Below are 19,558 nucleotides of genomic sequence, written 5' to 3' on the forward strand. Positions count from 1 at the left end.
ATGCTGTCATAGGTCCTACATCAATTCAATACCAAAAATGAAACCTGGTTTCATATATGGCAGTCTTTCGTGCCGGGTGGCATTTCAGCAACATAAGTGCAAAAAACCCCTCCGGCCGGGTCGGAGGGGTTTGAAAAATAATTGAAATTTTCGTTTCAGGTTTAGCGAGGGGCAGTGAAGCCGCCGATTTCCGCAATCGCCAGCTTCGGCATCGGCACCGCTGCTGCTGCGAAGTGCAGCCGCATATAGCGCGCCGACCGCGGCTGGGCGAAGCCGATGCGCTGCGTCGACAGGGCATAGGCGATATTGGAGAATTCCCCTTCGCCGGCTGGATACCAATTGGTCCCGTCCACGCTGGTGTCGACCTGATAGCCATGCGGCGGGGCGGCATCCGTCATGACATGGCGCGACGGGGTCAGGCTGAAGCCGGCGAGCGGCACCGTAGTGCCCATATCGATCACCACTTCGACCGGCTGCCCGGCTTGCGGCGCCGGGGCGGTCCAGATCGTGCCTGCGTCGCGGTCGATCAGTACCTCGGCGCCCGCAGCGGTCGCGGACACGATTTTCCAGCCGCGCGTATCTAGGACGGTGGGGTCCGACGAAACGATCGGCGGCACGGACGCGGGTGCCACCGACTGAAACAGTGAAAACTCGCTGATTGCCGGGCAGGCCGGTGCCTCGAGAATCTGCAGCCGTACGCGGCGCGGTGTGATCGGCGCTGGCAGGCGAACGACGCGCTGCGCAGAGATGCACTGATGCTCGGCGAGCTGCTGCCACACTCCGTCTATCTCCGCATCGATTGCAAAGCGCGTTACGCGTACGCCGAGCGGCAGATATTCGCGCAGGCGGATCACGTCGAAGCGCGTGCCGGGCTTCAGTTCCAGCGTGAGGGTGGGCGTGGTTACGGCATCGGGCGTCGCCCAATAGGTTTCGCGATTGCCGTCGAGAACGCGCGCTGCCTCGAATCCGGGGCCACGCGCGGCGCTGGCATGGGCAACCGCGCCCTTGGCAAGATCGTGCGCGAAGGTGGCGCGAATGGCGTCGCCGAAGCTCTTCAGGATTTTCACGTCCTGGTCTGCGATGCGGCCGCGCCGGTCAGGCGGCAGGTTGAGGTTCAGATTGGTCCCACGCCCGACTGACTGGTCATAGAGCTGGATCAGCCGTTCGGGGCTCTTCACCCGCGAATCCTCATCGGCATGATAAAACCAGCCGGGTCGGATCGAGACGTCAGTTTCCGCCGGCCACCAGAGTGCGCCGCCGCGCACGCCCGAATTGCCTTCGCTCTGCACGTACGGATGGTTGGGCATGGTCGGCCAGCACGGATCGCCGGCCACGCCATCCTCGTTGCCGACCCAGCGAATATCGGCGCCGAGCGGATCGAAGGTGCAGGCATCGGGCTGGAGCCGGTGGACCAGCGCGACGATCGACGGCCAGTTGTAATAGGCCGGGGCGTCGATCTTCCGCGTCTCGCGCGCGCCGCCATAATAGCCGTCGCCGCCATTGGCGCCGTCGAACCACACTTCGAACAGCTTGCCATAGCGCGTGCAAAGCTCGGTCAACTGCGCGCGATAATAGGTGATATAGGCAGGTCGCCCATATTCAGGATGGTTGCGGTCCCAGGGCGAGAGATACACGCCGAAGGGAAGGCCGGCGCGCGCACAGGCCTCCGACATTTCGCGGACGATGTCGCCCTTGCCGTTCTTGTAGGGGCTGTTGCGGATGCAATGCTCGGTGAGCAGGGTCGGCCACAGGCAGAAGCCGTCATGATGCTTGCAGACCAGGATCAGCCCCTTGAGCCCGCCCGCCTTTGCCGCCGCGACGATCTGGTCGGCGTTGAAGTCTGTGGGGTTGAAGGTCTTGGGATCTTCGTCGCCATAGCCCCATTCCTTGTCGGTGAAGGTGTTCATCGAAAAGTGGATGAAGGCATATTGCTCGCGCTGATGCCATTTCCACTGGCGCGGCGAAGGCGTCGCGCCGAACGGCTTGGGGGCGGGCGTGCGGGCGGCGCCGTTTGCCGCGTGGGCGAGCGCGGGGGTAGCAAGGCCGGCGGCAACCAGCGTGCGGCGGGAGAGGTTGGTCATTTGCGTTCTCCGGGGAGGGGTTCGGGAATCAGCCAGGTCTCGGCGACCTGATGGCCACGGCCGCTGCCGCCCATGCCGGCGGGGCGTGTCCAGGCGAGATCGAGTGTGCCGCCGCAGGTGGCGGCATAGGGAATGTCGAATTCGACCGTCATCGGGTTGGTCTTGCGATCGAGCGGCGGGTGGATCTCGATGCTGCCATTGGCGACCAGCCGCATCGGCAGCCAGTAATCCTCGCCGGCATAGGTGGCGACCAGCCGATAGCGGCGCCTGGGATCGAGCCCGGTATAATGGAGCCGCAGCGGCGCATCATACAGGCTCTCGGCATAGCTGATCCAGGACATGCGCCAGCCATCGTTCGGCGTGCGATCGGCGATGCCGTCGACCGCGCCGTGGAAGCGAAGCGGATCGGCCGACGCACTGCGGCCGCGCACCAGATGCGGCTCGTTCCACGGATCGCCGAGGTCGTCGTACAGCGCGCCGTCGCGGGCACGGCCATGGTCGGCGAGTTCGGCCGGGCTGTGGGTGGCAAGCTGGTGTTCGATCCACACCCGGTCGTTCAGGTCGACATCGACGCGGTCCAGATTGGCGCCGCGCTCGACATTGGAGGCGCCGTACAGCGTCACGCTCAATTGCAGCCGGGCACCCTGCCACAGCCGTTCCGCCAGTGCGAACAGCCGGGTGCGCAGCGCGGGGACGGGGGCCGGGTCGGCCTCGGCAAGCCTGGCGCGGGCGGTCGTGGCATCGGGGGCGGCAAGCGCCGCTGCCTCGCGCGCTCGGGCGGCGATCAGCCGGTGGCGGACGATCGCGTCATAGACCGCCCGATAGCGCAGCGCGTCGATCCGCCAGTCGGCCCATGCGGCGGGCTTCAGCCGGTCGACCAGCGCCAGCGTCGCGTCGATCGCGGGATTGGTCGCGGGATCGCCCACCCAGTTGCGTTCGAGCGCGAAGATCGCCCGTGCCGCCGCCGGATCGCCGAGGAAGGTCCGGGCATAGCCCGCCGCATAAGCTTGCGGCGTCACCAGCGGATCCCAGCCCATGCGGAACCAGTGGAACTGGTTGACGTCGTCGTTCACTCCTTCGGAATAGGTGATGAAGCCGCTGGTGCCCGGCGACAGGTGCGCGAACAGATCGCGCGTCGCCAGCGGGCGGGGGTTGATCGGCTCGCGCCCCTCGGTCAGCGCGAAGGCCGGGCTCCAGCGATCCACCGGCACTTGCGCGTGCATCGTGTGGGCGATGTCGGGATAGAGCAGCAGCTGGTATCCGGCGGGCAGGTGGCGGCGCTGCTCGGCCACCGCGTCGCGGGTCTGCGGCCCGGCGAAGATGCCGGTCAGCCAGCGCGGGCGCAGCGCCAGCTGGGCATAAAAGGCCTTGAGCCCCTCGGCATCGAACCCTTGCGTCGAAACCCACACGCTGGCGGCGGGATTGCTCGCCCGCAGCGCCGCCGCCTCCGCCGCCACCAGCGGAAACAGGTTGGCGGGCGCCGCATGGCCGGGGTCACCGCCCGGCACATAGAGGGCATCAACGCGCGGCAGCTGCGCGATCAGCGCGCGGAAGCTGGCGAGTTCCTCGTCGCGCTCCTGTAGCGTCCCATAGTCGCGCAGGTTCGGGTAATAGAGCGCGAAATCGATGCCCAGCCGATGCGCGATCTCGCCGATGCCGCGCAGCGTCTCGATGGGAGGGGCGGGGAAGAGCGGGCTGGTATCGGCGTCGTCGGAAACCGGGGCGATCACTTGCACGCCGCTGGCGCCCCACAACGCGAAATCCTCGATCCGCCGGCGGAACATCGCCAGCGTCCAGGCATCATAGCTGTTGTTCTTGGCGCGGTAGCCGATCTGGGTCATCCGGACCGCCCGGTCGGGGGCGCTGGCATAGGCGAGCGGGCGCGCGCCGGTGCGCAGATACCAGCCCGCGCCATAGACCAGGCCCCGCGTGCCCCGGGCGGTGATCACCAGCGTGTCGCCGACGCGGCGCACGGCAAAGCCTTCCCGCGCGACGATGCGCGGCGCGACCTTCCGCCAGGCCGCGCGCCGTGCGTTCGGCAGCGCGGCTTCGACCGTGTCGAGCGGCGCCAGCAACACCCGCGCGCAGGGGGCGTGCCGCTCCTCCAGCCGCGCCCGCAGCAGATCGGCTGCGACTTCGCCGCCATTGCCGGCCGCCACGCATGGCGCCGCGCCGGCCAGCAGTAACGCGACGGGAAGGGGCATCAGCCCTGCGGCGACCGGGCTGACGGCGGACGGTCTGCCTGGGCCCGGCCGAAGTCGTGGTTGGGCTTGTCCGACATGGTGAAGCGCAGCGTGCCGCCCTGCACCAGATCGGCATGGGCGATCCAGCTCTTCGTCCAGGGGCGCCCGTTCCAGTGGACGGCGGCGATATAGGGCGTGTCGGCGCGGTTGCCCGGCGCTTCGACCACCAGCTTCCTGCCTGCGCCCACGGTCAGTTCGGAGCGCTCGAACAGCGGCGAACCGAACACATAGGCGGCCGAAACCGGATCGACCGGATAGAAGCCCAGTGCCGAGAAAATGTACCAGGCGCTCATCTGCCCGCAGTCATCATTGCCGATGATGCCGTCGGGATCATTCTTGTACATCTCGGCGCACAGTCGCCGCACCATCGCCTGCGTCTTCCAGTGCGCGCCGCAATAGGCGTAAAGATAGGCGACATGCTGGTCGGGCTCGTTGCCGTGCGCATATTGGCCGACCAGCCCCGAAATGTCCGGCGGCGCATTGGCGGGCAGGGTGGAGGGCGCGTTGAACAGCGCGTCGAGCTGCGCCTCGAACTTCGCGTCGCCGCCCATATGCGCGATCAGGCCGTGGACGTCATGCTGGTTGAGGAAGGTCGCCTGCCAGCCATTCGCCTCGGTATAGTCGCGCCACCACGGCTTGGGCATGTGGCCGAGCTGGATCGGGTCATAGGGCGTCCACCAGCTGCCATCGGCGAAGCGCGGGCGCGCAAAGCCGATGCTGCCGTCGATCACGTTGCGCCAGTTGCCCGAGCGCTTGCGCAGCCTTGCCGCATCGGCCGTCTCGCCGATTGCGGCGGCGAGATGGGAGGATGCCCAGTCGTCATAGGCATATTCCTGGGTGCGGCTGACGCTTTCCCACCATTTGTCGGCGGGGACATAGCCCATCTTGTCGTAGAGATCGCGGCCCTTGCTGTTGTCGAGGTCCGGCGCCGTGAAGTCGAAGCTGCGGCGGCGGATTGCCGGCCAGGCCGCGGCATAGTCCGCCTTGATGCCCTTGGCCTGCGCCTCGGCCAGCGGCACGACGCCGTGCCAGCCGATCATCGTGCCGGTCTCCTTGCCCTGCAGCGGCCACACCAGAGGCCCATAGGGCGACTGCGCCGTCTGGCGGATCAGATCGTCGATCAGCAGCTTCGCGCGAGCGGGGGCGACCAGCGTGAGCAACGGGTGCAGCGCGCGGTACGTGTCCCATAGCGACCAGGTGCTATGCGCGGCGCCGCCCTTCGGCACGGTGTGCACCGCACCGTCGAGGCCGACATAGCGGCCGTCGACATCCGAGAAGAGCGTCGGTGCGAGCTGCGCATGGTAGAGCGACGTGGCCAAGATGGTCCGCTGGTCGGCCGTACCGCCTTCGACCCGCACCGCATCGAGCGCCGGCCGCCAGCTTGCGGCGGCCTCGCGACGGGTGCGGTCGAAATCCCAGTGCGAAGCCTCTGCCGCCAGATTGCGGCGTGCGCCTGCGGCATCGACGGCGGAAATGCCGCAGCGGATCGCAATCGGTGCCGCGCCGGCATCATCATAGTGCAGCACCGCCTTCAGCCGGCGTCCGGTGACGTTGCGGCTGCCCGCCGGTTGCGCGGCATCGTCATCGCCATAGAGCGTGATGCGGTCGGGCTGGCGCGAAAGCTGGAGCGCAAAGAAGAAACGCCGCCCCTTGGCCCAGCGGAAAACCTGACGTTGGCCAGTGATCGTCCCATCGGCCTCCAGCGAGATCTTTGCATCGGCAATCAGCGGCGGTTCATCCGAGCTGTCGAGCACCAGATGCGACAGGTCGAGCAGCAGATGCCCTGCCCCGACGGGGAAGCTGTAGCGGTGCCAGCCGGTGCGTTCGGTAACGGTCAGTTCGGCCGCCACGCCATTTTCCAGCGCGACGCGGTAGTATCCGGGCTCGGCGCGTTCGTCGTGATAGCGCTGGCGATAGCCGGTTTCGGGCTTTTCGCGGGTGCCGGGCTGGAGCATCACAGGGCCGCGCCCTGGCGCGACCAGCAGATCGAGCATGTCGCCGATGCCGGTGCCGGACAGATGGGTGTGCGAAAAGCCCAGGATCGACCCGTCGGTATTGTAATAGCCCGAACAGGTTTCCCAGCGCTCCACGCCGGTATCGGGGCTGAGCTGCACCATGCCGAACGGCAGGCTCGCGCCCGGATAGGTATGGCCGGTGCCACCGGTGCCGATGAACAGATTGGGTGCGGTGCGTGCGGGCGCCTGCGCGCGTGCGGTGCGCGGCAGTGCGGCGACGGCGAAGCCGATCGCGCTGGTGGCGAGAAGATGGCGGCGCGACAGGTTCATAATGGCTCCTGCAGGATTTGGGGCTGGACCCGGGCGAGATGGACGATCAGCTCACCGAACAGGCCGTTGGCCCAGGCGAACCAGCTACGGGTGAATTTGGTGGGATCGTCCTGATCGACCGCCTCATGGATGAAGCCAGTGCTAGCATCGCTATTGCTAAGCGTTTGCAGTGCATTGCGAAGCAGTCGCACATCGGTTTCGTTCGAAAAGGCGTGGATGATCAGCGACATCGGCCAAACTTCTCGCAGCCCGACATGCGGCCCGCCAATGCCTTCTATCGCCCGGCCGCGCGACCAATAGGGATTGGCCTCGCTCCACGCCGCGTCGGCGGTTCGGCGCCACAAAGGGTTGTCGTGCGGAACGCAGCGGAGATAGGCGAGGCTCGAAAGCGACGGCACATTGGCATCGTCCATGAAGAGCGCGTTGCCGAAGCCGTCGACTTCATAGGCAATCACTTCGCGCCCGTCGCGCAGCCGCACCGTGCCGTAGTCGCGCAGTGCCGCCGCCACTTCATCGGCCAGCGCTCTCGCATCGGCGGCCAGCGCAGCATCGCCGCGCACCTTGTCTGCGAGCAGGGCGAGTTCGCGCAGCGCCGTCACGGCGAAATAGTTGGCAGGGATCAGGAAAGGATAGGTGCAGGCGTCGTCGGACGGGCGGAAGCCCGAATGGATCAGCCCCACCGGCCGGGTGGGCGCGCCATAGCCGTCGAGCATCAGCGTTTCGGTCGGCCGGTTCGATTCGCGCTGGAAGCTATAGGGACCGGGGCCGGTCTTGCGCTGCTGTTCGCGGAAGGTACGGACGATCGCTCGGGCCGCTTGCGCCCATTCGGCGTCGAACGGCGCAGTGTCGCCGGTGGCCTGCCAATAATCATGGGCGAGCCGCACCGGGTTGCACAGCGAATCGATTTCCCATTTCCGCTCGGCCACGCCGGGCTTCATGTCGGTCATGTCCTTCTGCGCCCAGCCCAGATTGGTGCGGGCGGAAGGGTTCTCCATGAAGGCATTGGCATAGGGGTCGATCAGGATGCAGCGCGCCTGCCGCGCGATCAGCCCGCGATAGAGGGCGCGCAGCGCAGGATCGTCCTTCGCCAGGTGCAGATAGGGCCGCACCTGCGCCGAACTGTCGCGCAGCCACATCGCATCGATGTCGCCGGTAATGACAAAGGCATCCGGGCGCCCGCCGGGCCGTCCCATCTTCACGGTAGTGTCGAGGGTGTTCGGATAGCAATTCTCGAACATCCAGCGCAGCTTGGGGTCGGCGATCATCCGCGCGACGCGGGCGATTTCCTGCTCCACGGCCTTGCTGACAAACCGGCGGTGGCCCGGGGCAGGGCGCTTGCTGACGAATTCGGGCACATGCCGGGCGCAGGCGGGCGTAGCGGCCAGCGCCAGCCCGGTGCCGATCAGGCTGCGACGGTCGATCATTTTGGCAGCTCCTGGGCATTGCCGGCCAGCGTAAATTCGGCCCATTGGCCCGGCCCGTCGCCGGGCTGGCCGCCGCCGACCCAGACGCGATACGCACCCGGCAGCACCCGTCGCGTGCCTTCGCGCGCGACGCTGCTGATGCTGCGCGGATCGAGCGTGAAGGACAGGGTGGCGGACTTGCCCGGTTGCAGCGTCACGCGCGTGAACCCGGCGAGCTGGCGCTGGAGCACCGGCGCGGTCAGCCCCGCTTCCTTGCCGCTATCGGGCGGGAGGACATAGACCTGCGCCACCTCGTCTCCGGCGCGCGTTCCGGCATTGGTGAGCGTGGCCGTTACCTGCACCGGCTGGCCGATGGCACCCGGCTTCGCGGTCGCCCCGGCATAGCCGAACCGCGTGTAGCTGAGGCCGTGGCCAAAGCCCCACAGCGGCGTACCCGTGAAGAAGCGATAGGTCCGCTCCTTCATCCCGTAATCGACAAAGGCGGGCAGATCGTCGACCGACTTGTAGAAGGTGACGGGCAGGCGGCCCGACGGGTTGTTCAGCCCAGCCAGCGTCTGGGCGATCGCGGTGCCGCCTTCCTCGCCCGGATACCAGGCCTCCAGAATTGCGTCGGCCAAATCGGGATCGACCGACACGGCGCTGCCGCTCGTCAGCACCAGCACGACCGGCTTGCCGGTCTTGCGCAGTGCCTTCAGCAATTCCTGCTGCGGGCGGGGCAGGGCGATATCGGTGCGGTCGCCACCGACGAAGCCGGGGACGGAGACGTGCAGCGCCTCGCCTTCCAGATCGGGCGAAAGGCCCATCACGGCGAGGATCACGTCCGCGTCGTTCGCAGCCGCCAGCGCCTGATCGCGCAGCGCCTCGTCCGGCGCCTGCCACATCAGGCGGACGCCGAAATCCTCGCTGCGATGATCGATTTCCATGCGGAACGGCACCGGACGGCCATCGCTGGCGACCGGCACGGTGACGCGCGGCTTGTCGAGCGGCCCCTCATGAACCAGCTTGCCGTCGATCCACAGCCGCACCGCGTCGTGCGTGGTGCAATCCTTCCAGCAGGCGGGAATGTCGACCGACAGGGCATAGTCGCCCGCGGCGGGTGGCACGAACGCGCCGGTCCAGCGCACCGCAAAGCCGCTGGGGTTCAGCCCCGGCAACGGCGCGGCGCGGGTATAGTTGAAATCGATGCGCCGGTCCTGCCGGGTGGCGACGGGGGTGCCGGTGACGGTTGGGCTGGCGAAATATTCCGCCTTCAGGCCCGGCTTGCCGTCAGCGCGGAAAGCCGTTTCGGGCACGACCACGGCGGCGCCTTCCGCGAGCAGCGAACCCTGCGCATAGCGGACCTTGTCCGCGCCGAACTGGCGGCGAATGCCGTCGAGCGGCGTCACGGGATCGCGGGCGGTGCCGTGGTAATTGCCCTCGAGCACGCCCAGATCGTCGGCATTGGCGCCGATCACCGCGATGCGGCTGCCGGGCTTCAGCGGCAGGCGGTCGGCATCGTTCTTGAGCAGCACGATTGCCTTGCGCGCGGCTTCCAGTGCCAGCGCGCGGCGTGCCGGGGTGGCAAGCTCGCCGGGCTTGATCTTGCCCCAGGGATTGGCCGCGCCAAATGCGATGCCCAGCGCACGGCGCGCCTCCAGCGCCCGCTTCAGCGCCACATCGACTTCGGCCTCGCTGACCAGCCCGCGCTTCACTGCTTCGGGCAGCGCGGCAAAGCTGGTCCCGCAATTAAGGTCCATGCCGCCCTTGATCGCGGCGGCCGAGGCTTCGGCTGCGTCGAGGCGATAATGGTGGAACAGGTGGATGTTCGCCACCGCATCGCAATCCGACACGGTGAAGCCGGTAAACCCCCAGTCGCGCCGCAACCGATCGTTGAGCAACCCGCCCGTCGCACAGGCCGGGGTGCCGTGGATCGAATTATAGGCGCACATCAGCGACTGCGCCTTGCTCTCGGTAATGGCGAGGCGGAAGGCGGGGGTGTAGGTCGATTCCAGATCCTGCGGGCTGGGATCGACATCGAAGCCGTCGCGCCCGGCCTCCGGCCCGCTGTGCACGGCGAAGTGCTTGGGCGTGGCGATCACCTTGGGGTGCGCCGGGTCCGGCCCCTGCAGCCCGGTGATGAAGCCGATCGCGAGATGGCCAGTCAGATAGGGGTCTTCGCCATAGGTTTCCTGGCCCCGGCCCCAGCGCGGATCGCGGAAGATATTGATGTTGGGCGACCAGATCGTCAGCCCTTCATAGATCTTGCGATCGGCATTCACCGGCCGGGCGTTGAACTTCGCCCGCGCCTCGGTCGCCACCGTGTCGCCGACCTGATGGAGCAGGTCCACGTCCCAGGTTGCCGCGAGCCCGATCGCCTGCGGGAACACGGTGGCATGGCCGTCGCGGGCGAGCCCGTGCAGTCCCTCGTTCCACCAGTCATAGGCAGGCAGGCCGATCCTGACATTGGCGGGCGCGGTGCTTTGCAACTGGGCTGCCTTTTCCTCGATCGTCATTTTGGCGATCGCGACAGCCACCGGGTCGGGATCGTCGGCGAGGAGGAGCAGGGGAAGCAAGGGCATCAGCGGGGTCCAAGCGTGCGAAGCGTAAGGGCGTGGGCCAGCGCCGACGCGCTTGCCTCGGCAGTGATAGTGATCGTCCGGCTTTCGCCCGGCAACAGGTCGAAACCGTTATCGTCCGGATGCGCGGCGATTTTTCCGAAGTCGAGCATCACGGCGCGGGCCAGGGTGCCCGCCGTCACGGTCACTGCCTTGCCCTGCCAGCGAACCGAAAGGCGCGGTGCCGGATAGACCATGTCCTTCGGCAGCGCGCGCTCGACAATCTGCCGCGAGACGTGCTTGCCGTCGACCCACAGCTCCGCCACCGCATAGCTGGCGACCGGCGCCGCGTCGCCGAACAGCTCGGCGTCCGGAATAAGCGCCAGTTCGCGCACGCCCGGCGACAGCTCGGCCTGCTGGTTGCGCGCACCGAGCGGCTTGCCGTCCATGGTGAAGCCCCGCACCCGCCATTCCGCAGCGACAGGCCTGGTGGCATCCGATACGGCGACAAGGCGGGTCGCGGCGTCCTTGTGTTCGGCCACGATGATCTGCGGCGCAAAGAATCGCGCGGCGTCGTACTGGAGCAGCTTCCACTGGCCGTCATAATCGACGCTGGCCCAGGAAATGGCCGGCCAGACATCGTTGATCTGCCAGAACAGCGATCCCATCGTCACCGGCTGGCAGGCGCGGTGGTGGCGCGCGGCCATGCCGATCGCCTGCATCTGGTTGACCTGGGTGAGATAGACGAGGTCGGCAAAGTCGGCCGGCTTGCGCAGCCGCTGGTCGAGATAGAGCTGGAGCCGGCTATTGCCTTCACCGGCCAGGAACTTCTGGTGCGCTTCCAGCACCGGGCTGTCGATCGTCAGCGCTCCATCGCCGGCAAAGCCGCGGATGGTCGACAGGTTCGGCATCGCCTGGAAACCGAATTCGGACATGAAGCGCGGGCAGCTCGCAAGATAGTTTTCGACCGGCTTGGAGCCCGACCAGACATCCCAGAAATGCCTGTCGCCGGCGGCATCGGTATCGACCGGACCGCGATAGTCGGTCGACGGCGATCCGGACCAGTAGGTGGTGCCGGGCGCTTCCTGCAGCACCGCGTCGCGCAACGTGCGGTCGAACAGCACCGCCATGCCGGTGCCGATCCGTTCCTGCTCGTCGGCGCCTACTGCCTTTTTGAACGCCTTGCGGTCGCCCCAATTCTCCCAGCCGGACAGCACTTCGTTGCCGCCGTTCCAGCCGACGATCGACGGGTGGGGCTGGAGCCGCGCGACCTGCTGCTCCGCTTCGATGCGGACATTGTCGCGATAGGACGGGTCGGGCGGCGTCACCGATCCGCCGAACATGAAGTCCTGCCACACCATCAGGCCCATTTCGTCGGCCATGGCATAGAAGGCGTCGTCGAGATAATAGCCGCCGCCCCACACGCGGAGCATGTTCATGTTCGCATCGCGCGCGTCGGTCAGGATGCTGCGCATCCGCGCATCGGTGACGCGGGCGGGGAACATGTCGAACGGGATGAGGTTCGCGCCCTTGGCGAAGACGGGGACGCCGTTGATGCGGAAGCCGAAGCCGCCGCCGTGGGTCATCAGCTCTACGGTGCGCAGTCCGATCCGTTGCGCCACCCTGTCGCTGGCGGTGCCGTTTTCCTCCAGCACCGCTTCGACGCGGTAGAGCGGCTGCGTGCCATAGCCGACCGGCCACCAGCGCTGCGGATCGGCGATGCTGAGTGGCAGGCTGACGGCATTTTCACCGGCAGTGAGCGCGACGGTGCGGCTGACCTCTACGGTCTTCCCGTCCGGGCCAGTGACGCGGGTGCGCAGCGTCGCACGGGTGTCGCGGTCTGCAACCAGTTTCCACCGCGCCACCAATCGCGCCTCAGCAGCATTGATCGCTTCCTGGTCGATACGGAAGCCCTCGATCCGGGCGTCGTCCCATGCTTCCAGCTTCACCGGCCGCCACAGGCCGATCGATACCAGCCGCGGCGCCCAGTCCCAGCCATATTGGTATTTGGGCTTGCGGATATAGGGCGAGGTCTGCTTGCCCTTGGGCTCGTCGCCGAACGCGGAATCATATTCGCCCGGCAGCGGGTTGGCTGCGGCCAGCACCATCGGCTGGAGCGTCTTGATCGGCGAAGCGATGGTCACGACCAGTTCGTTGCGGCCCGCGAACAGCGCCTGTTTCGCATCCACTCGCCAGCGGCGATGGGCGTTGTCGGTCTTGAGCAGTTCCTTGCCGTTCAGCGTGACGGTCGCGAAGGTATCGAGCCCGTCGAACACCAGGTCGAGATGGTCGCGCTTCAGCATGGCCGGCGTGACATCGATGGTCCGGCGGAACTGCCAGCGGGTCAGCCCGGCCCATTGGACCGGCGCTTCGTTGATGCCCTTGTACGGATCGGGCACGCGGCCGGCGGCGATCAGATCCTGCTGCACGCTGCCGGGCACGGTGGCGCGGAACCAGATGCTTTCCCGGGGGTGCGCCCGGGCGGTTTCGGCATCGCTCGGGTCGATCCGCACTTCCCAGGCGCCGTCGAGGGAAATCGTCTCGCGCGGATCGGCCAGTGCCGGGGTGGCCAGGGCGAGGAGGGGGAGGAGGAGGAATGCCAGCCGAATATTCGCTCCCCTCCCGCTTGCGGGAGGGGTCGGGGGAGGGAACGACAGTGAAGAAGCGCTGAATCGGGTCAGCCCCTCCCCTAACCCCTCCCGCAAGCGGGAGGGGAACGCACTTGTCCACCGCATCACTTGCTCCCCTCGCGCAGCGCGACCTTCTCCACCGTGTAGAACGGGTCCGACAGCGGCGAGGTGAACTCGAAGCACAGGTCCGTATCGCCCTCCAGCTTCGGCAGCTTGGCCGAGAAGCGGAATTGCTGCGGCGCAGTTTCCGGATCGGGCAACGGGAAGGTGGCGACGACGATCGGCTTGACCGCCGGGTCCTTGTCGGCGGCAATGCACCGGGCGGTGACAACCAGCTCGCCGAAGCTGGTCACGGCATAATGGGCACGCAGCGCCTTTGCCTCGTGCGCCAGCCCGTAATGGCGAGGAAGCCGCGCGACATCGACGGTAAAGCCGGTTGCGATGTCCAGCGGTGCGGCGGGGTAGGCGGTGCAGGTATCGAAGATGTTGACGTTGAACGCCGGGGCGTTCGCCGTCGCTTCGGACGAAAGCGGCACGCGCAGGCCCAGCGCGCCCTTCGGGCAGGCGACCATATCCGAGCTGGTACGCAGCAGCAGCGCGCTGCGGCCGGTGTCGAACCCGCGGGCTTCGGCGATCGGGTGGCCCAGTGCATCGAACGCCGCAGCGCGGACAGTCTGGCCGGGGCGCAGCGTCAGCGGTGCAGTATAGGCAGGCGACTTGGCCACCGGCGCCGACCCGTCGAGCGTGTAGCGGATCGTGCCATAGCCGGCCTGGGTATCGAGCGCGAGCTGCACCCGGTTGCTGCGCAGCGCATCGCCGCGGCTGCCCTGCAGGCGGAAATTGACCGCGAAGGCACTGTCGGCAACCTCCAGCCCCGAGCGACGCCAGCGCGCGATCTGCGGCTGGACGCGGGCGGCGAAGCTGTTGAAATCACGTTTGTCCTTGGCGGACCAGGTAATCTCGGCCAGCGCTGCCGCCCGCGGGAACATCAGATGCTGCAGCTGATAGGGCGTGACGATATATTCGCTCCACGCATTGGCCTGCGCGCCGAGCACATGCTTGGCCTTTTCCGCGTCGATACCGGCCGGCATCGGCTCATACTTGTACACGTCGGCCAGCGTCTGGATCGACAGGCGGCCCGGCGGTTCGTCGCCGCGGTCGCTCTGCAGGCTGTCGAGATACAGGGTGGGGGCGGGGGATAGCACCACGTCATGCCCCTGGTTGGCGGCATCGACCGCGCCCTTCTCGCCGCGCCACGACATGACCGAGGCAGAGGCGGGCAGGCCGCCCTCCAGAATCTCGTCCCAGCCGATCAGGCGGCGACCCTTGCTTTCCAGATAGCTGCCGAACTGGTCGATCAGCCAGCTTTGCAACTGGTTCTCGTCTTTCAGCCCCAGCGCCTTGATCTGCGCCTGCACCTGCGGCGAGCGCTGCCACTGGTCCTTGATCGCTTCGTCACCGCCCAGATGGACATAGGTGCCCGGGAACACCGCGATCAGCTCGTCCAGCACTTCCTTGACGAACCGCACCCCGGTCGGGCCCGGATTGAGCAGATAGGGGTTCACGCCCCAGTCGTGCGACACGACCGGCTTGTCGCCGAACACGCCGAATTCGGGATAGGCGGCGACCAGCGCCTGCGCATGGCCGGGCAGATCGATTTCCGGCACGATCGTCACGCCGCGCTCGGCGGCATAGGCGACCAGCGCCTTGAGCTGATCCTGCGTGTAGAAGCCGCCGACCTTCGGCCCCGGCTCGCCGCCGGTCGAGGGCGGCGTACGCCACGCGCCGATTTCGGTCAGGCGCGGATAGCGCTTTACCTCGAAGCGCCATCCCTGGTCGTCGGTCAGATGGAGGTGCAGCGTGTTGAGCTTCACCGACACCATCTGGTCGACGATCGCGTACACCGATTCGATCGGCTGGAAATGCCGCGCGACATCGACCATCAGGCCGCGCCAGCCGAAGCGGGGCGCATCCTGGATCGCGAGCATCGGCAGCCGCGCCGGCTTGCCGAACGCCGCATCGGCGCTGATCAGCTGGGCGAGCGTCATGGCGCCATAGAGCAGGCCGCGATCTCCCGATGCGGTGATGCGCACGCCCTTGCGGTCGATCGTCAGGTGATAGGCCTCGTCGCCGGCAATGGCCGAGTCCCGCTCGAAACGGATCGCGCCGCTGTCGCCGATCGCGCCGAGGGCGAGGCCGCGTTCGGTCTTCACATGCGCCGTCAGAATGTTCGCGGCGGCCAGGGCGCCCTTGTCGTTGGCGGGAACCGCAATGGCGGTGCCTGCTGCGACCGTGAAGTTGCCCTTGGCGAGGGTGACGTTCGCCGGCAGCGGCGTAAGGGGCAGCGGCGTCGTCTGGCCGTGTGCTGCCGATGCAAGCAGCAGCGCCGCCCAGCCCAAATGCCTGCCGCGCATCAACCCGTGCCCCATGCCATCACTCCTAATCCATTGCGGCCGGTCGACGCCGACCATCCCGCAGGGTGTAACCAATCTATGTCCTATCCGACAATAGCCGCTTTGGTAGCGCTAAAAATCGATTGCGAAAGGCTCTTGACCTGCGCTGTCTGGCCTGTTCGTATTATCGTACCAAAGTATGCCCTCGGCCCGTGCCGCAAGGGTGCGCAGGGGGGAAGTCTGATGGGTTTTTCGGATCAGATCGGCCGGTTCCGCGAAGGAAACCCGTCACCGCTCTATCTCCAGCTGCAGCAGCTCATCCGTGAGGCAATCAGCGGCAACATCCTGCATCAGGGTGAGGCGATCCCGCCCGAGCGCGATCTGGCGATCGAATATGACGTGTCGCGCATCACCGTGCGCAAGGCGATCGGCGGACTCGTTGAGGAAGGTCTGCTTACGCGCCGCCGCGGTGCCGGCACCTTCGTTGCCGAGCGCGTCGAGAAGAGCTTCTCGAAACTGTCGTCGTTCAGCGAGGATATGGCGGCGCGCGGCCGCACCGCCAGCAGCAGCTGGATTTCGCGCGCGCCGGGCCAGGTAACGCCTGAGGAAGCGATGGCGCTGGGCCTCTCGCCGGGGGCCGCGGTGCTCCGCTTCTCGCGCATCCGCTTCGCCGATGATGAGCCGATGGCGCTCGAATTCTCGACCATCGCCGGCTATTGCCTGCCCTCGGTCGATGCCGTGGGCGACTCGCTTTACGCTGCGCTGGAGGCTGCCGGCCATCGTCCGGTGCGTGCGCTGCAGCGGCTGCGCGCGGTGCCGTTTCTGGGTGAACATGCGAAGATGCTGGGCGTCGACCCGGGCCATGCCGGCCTGCTGATCGAGCGCCGTGCATTCCTGCGCGACGGTCGTCCGGCGGAAGTCACGCGGTCCTATTATCGCGGCGACGCCTATGATTTCGTGGCTGAGCTGAGCGACGCCTGAGCGCTCGCGCCCTTTGTTTCCCGCCGCCTGCCCGGGCGGCAACAGTTTTGGAGAATATCGATGGATCGTCGCCAGATGCTGCTCGCCAGCGCAGGGCTGGGCGTGGTTGCGGGCATGGGGGCGCCGCGCGCCTTTGCGGCATCGGCCGCCCCGGCGGCTGCCAATGACGGCGAGAGCTTCTTCCCGATGCCGGCGCCGCAGACCAGCCTGTTGCCGCGCCTGCCGGAAAGCGATCCCTCGCGCACGCTGCTCGAACGGGGCTGGCGTTTCCATGACGGCGACGTGCCGATGCCGCCGATCGAGGACACCTATGACAGCGTGAAGGCGGGCAATGCCCGGGGCGCCGCGGGGCGCAACTTCGACGACAGCGAATGGCCCGAAGTGCGGCTGCCGCACGATTGGGTGTCGTTCCAGCCCTATGTCCAGACCGCCAATATCGCCCAGGGTTATCGTCCACGCGGCATCGGCTGGTACCGCCGCCGGCTGACGCTGGACGAGGCCGATCGCGGCAAGACGATCGGGCTGCATTTCGACGGCATCGCCACCAACGCTACGGTGTGGGTGAATGGCAGCGTCGTCGCGCATAGCTGGTCGGGCTATGCCAGCATCTATGTCGATCTGACGCCTTTCGCCCGTTATGGCGACGAGGAGAATGTAATCGCGATCCGCGTCGATGCCGATGCGCTGGAAGGCTGGTGGTACGAAGGCGCCGGCATGTACCGCCATGCCTGGCTGGTGCGTCGTGCGCCGGTGGCGATCGTCGACGACGGCGTGCATTGCGATCCGCGCCAGAGCCCCGGTGGCGGCTGGCATGTGCCGGTGACGGTGACGCTCAACAATATCGAGCGCGCACCGGTGGCAGTCACGGTGGAGGCCGAACTGCTCGACAGCGACGGACGGCGCGTGGCGGCGGCGACGGTGCCGGTGACGGCGGCGGTGCTCAACCCCGTCGATGCCGTGCTTCGGCTGGAAGCGGGCACGCCGCGGCTCTGGTCGGTGGAAAATCCGCATCTCTACACCGTCCGCACCCGCGTGATCCGCGACGGGCAGGCGGTCGATGAGCGGCGCATCGCGATCGGTTTCCGCACGATCCGCTTCGATGCCGACAAGGGGCTGTTCCTCAACGATCAGCCGGTGAAGCTGAAGGGCGTGTGCATCCATCAAGATCACGCCGGCGTCGGCACGGCGATGCCGGACGGGCTGATCGCTTGGCGGCTTCAGCGGCTGAAGGCGATGGGCTGCAACGCGATCCGCATGTCGCACAATGCGCCGACGCCCGAACTGCTCGACTGGGCCGACAGGCTCGGCTTCCTGATCATGGACGAGAATCGCCACTTCAACCCGGCGCCCGATTATCTCGCCCAGCTCGAATGGATGGTGCGCCGCGACCGCAACCACCCCAGCGTGATCCTGTGGTCGGTATTCAACGAGGAACCGATGCAGGGCACGGCGGCGGGCGTGGAGATGGTGCGCCGCATGGAAGCGGCGGTGCGCCGCCTGGATGAAAGCCGGCCGGTCACCTCGGCGATGAACGGGTCATTCTACAACCCCGCCAATGTGTCGCAGGTCGTCGATGTCATGGGGTTCAACTATTATCAGGGCGAATATGACAAGTGGCACGCCCAGAACCCCGGGCGGCCCAGCACCAGCTCCGAAGACACCAGCGCGTTCGAAACGCGCGGCGCCTTTGCCAGCGATCCTGCAAAGCATGTCATCACTTCCTATGACGACGAGGCGGCAGGCTGGGGCAACACGCACCGCAAGGCGTGGAAATATATTGCGGACCGCCCCTTTATCGCGGGCGGCTTCGTATGGACCGGCTTTGATTATCATGGCGAGCCGACGCCGCATGAATGGCCGACCATCGCCAGCTTCTTCGGCATCATGGATCTGTGCGGCTTCCCCAAGACCGCGTTCGGCATCCACAGCGCGCACTGGATCGACGACAAGCCGGTAGTGTGGCTGGCGCCGCACTGGACCTGGCCGGGCCGCGAGGGCGAAAATATCAAGGTGTTCGTCGCCTCGAACGCCGAAACGGTAGTGCTGAAGCTCAACGGCAAGGAAATCGGCACGCAGAAGGTCGATCGGATCATGGGCAATGAATGGCAGGTGCCGTACAAGCCCGGCCGGCTGGAGGCGCTGGCGATGCGCGGCAGCGAAGTCGTCGCGCGGATGGTCCACGAAACCGTCGGCGCGCCGGTGGCGCTGCGACTTACCCCGGCGCGCACGGTGATGGCGGGCGATGACGAGGATTGCCAGCCGATTACCATCGATGCGGTCGATGCGCTGGGGCGGCATGTGCCGACCGCCAATCTGATGACCCATTTCACGGTCGATGGCGCGAGCATCCTCGGCATCGGCAATGGCGATCCCAATTGCCACGAGCCGGAAAAGGGCAATGCCCGCTCGCTGTTCAACGGGCTGGCGCAGATCATCATCCAGTCGGGTACCGGCCGTGGGCGCATCGTCGTGCGCGCGACTGCCGAGGGGCTGAAGCCGGCGACGCTGACGATCGACCGCGCCGCCATTACCCCGCGGCCGCAGGTGGGGATCACCGCGCCCGAAATGAAGCTGGGCGACTGGCGCCGCTCGGGCCTGACGGCGGAGCGGCCCGATCCGGCGCAGGTGCCGGACAATAACAGCTGGGCGTTTCTGCGCTCCGCCGTCCCGACGCCGGCCGAACCGCAGCCGGGCTGGCGCATCTACAACACGCGCGTCACGCTGTGGAAGCGGATCGCTGCCAATGGCGGCACGCTGACCTTCACCAGCATCGGTGGTCGCGCCGAACTGTGGGTGGACGGCAAGAAGCTGGCGGAAAAGGCGGAGATGGCCGCAGGGCCGCTCAGCGTGCAGCTCGCGCCGGGCGAAGTGCAGCGCACCATCGCGCTGCTGGTGGAGGCGCCGGCAGGGTCGCCGTCCGGGCTGCTCGGCAAGGTGACTGTCACCGAACGGTGAGAATACCCCCCTCCCGTGCTCGGGAGGGGGTA

General features: G+C 67.1%; 9 protein-coding genes. 2 read left to right on the plus strand and 7 right to left on the minus strand.

From position 1 onward, the window contains the following. Positions 1-161: 161 nt before the first annotated feature. The 7 genes from ACT53M_RS11835 to ACT53M_RS11865 all read right to left on the minus strand — a co-directional run bounded on the left by ACT53M_RS11835 (position 162) and on the right by ACT53M_RS11865 (position 15,611). Entirely contained in the window at positions 162-2,081 is a 1,920-nt protein-coding gene (locus ACT53M_RS11835) for an alpha-L-fucosidase (RefSeq protein WP_476233580.1), read from the minus strand. Beyond that, on the minus strand, positions 2,078-4,285 hold the full coding sequence (locus ACT53M_RS11840) for a hypothetical protein (RefSeq protein ID WP_476233581.1): 2,208 nt from the start codon (positions 4,283-4,285) through the stop codon (positions 2,078-2,080). The genes ACT53M_RS11835 and ACT53M_RS11840 overlap by 4 nt, the downstream gene beginning before the upstream one ends. Further along, a complete protein-coding gene (locus tag ACT53M_RS11845) occupies positions 4,285-6,609 on the minus strand; it encodes a GH92 family glycosyl hydrolase (protein ID WP_476233582.1) in 2,325 nt (774 codons plus the stop codon). The genes ACT53M_RS11840 and ACT53M_RS11845 overlap by 1 nt, the downstream gene beginning before the upstream one ends. Further along, positions 6,606-8,033: a glycoside hydrolase family 125 protein gene (locus ACT53M_RS11850; RefSeq protein WP_476233583.1), complete on the minus strand. Its 1,428-nt coding sequence runs from the start codon at positions 8,031-8,033 to the stop codon at positions 6,606-6,608. The genes ACT53M_RS11845 and ACT53M_RS11850 overlap by 4 nt, the downstream gene beginning before the upstream one ends. Then, positions 8,030-10,591, minus strand: coding sequence for a glycoside hydrolase family 3 C-terminal domain-containing protein (locus ACT53M_RS11855; protein WP_476233584.1), 2,562 nt, complete (start codon positions 10,589-10,591; stop codon positions 8,030-8,032). Before ACT53M_RS11855 ends, ACT53M_RS11850 begins: the two co-directional genes overlap by 4 nt. Then, positions 10,591-13,170 carry a beta-mannosidase gene (locus ACT53M_RS11860; protein WP_476233837.1) on the minus strand — a complete coding sequence of 860 codons (2,580 nt, stop codon included), beginning with the start codon at positions 13,168-13,170 and terminating at the stop codon, positions 10,591-10,593. Before ACT53M_RS11860 ends, ACT53M_RS11855 begins: the two co-directional genes overlap by 1 nt. 131 nt (positions 13,171-13,301) lie before the next feature. After that, positions 13,302-15,611 (minus strand): beta-N-acetylhexosaminidase, encoded by a 2,310-nt coding sequence (locus ACT53M_RS11865; protein ID WP_476233585.1) that lies wholly within the window; start codon positions 15,609-15,611, stop codon positions 13,302-13,304. A gap of 222 nt (positions 15,612-15,833) precedes the next feature. Between ACT53M_RS11865 and ACT53M_RS11870 the strand changes: the two genes are divergently transcribed. Both ACT53M_RS11870 and galA read left to right on the plus strand, forming a co-directional pair. After that, the gene (locus ACT53M_RS11870; RefSeq protein WP_476233587.1) at positions 15,834-16,571 is read left to right on the plus strand and encodes a GntR family transcriptional regulator; all 738 of its coding nucleotides are present in this window, start codon (positions 15,834-15,836) and stop codon (positions 16,569-16,571) included. A 60-nt stretch (positions 16,572-16,631) separates the two neighbouring features. After that, positions 16,632-19,526 carry a beta-galactosidase GalA gene (gene galA, locus ACT53M_RS11875; protein WP_476233589.1) on the plus strand — a complete coding sequence of 965 codons (2,895 nt, stop codon included), beginning with the start codon at positions 16,632-16,634 and terminating at the stop codon, positions 19,524-19,526. The last annotated feature ends 32 nt before the right edge of the window (positions 19,527-19,558 follow it).

The sequence above is a fragment of the Sphingomonas sp. DMC6 genome (assembly GCF_056314225.1).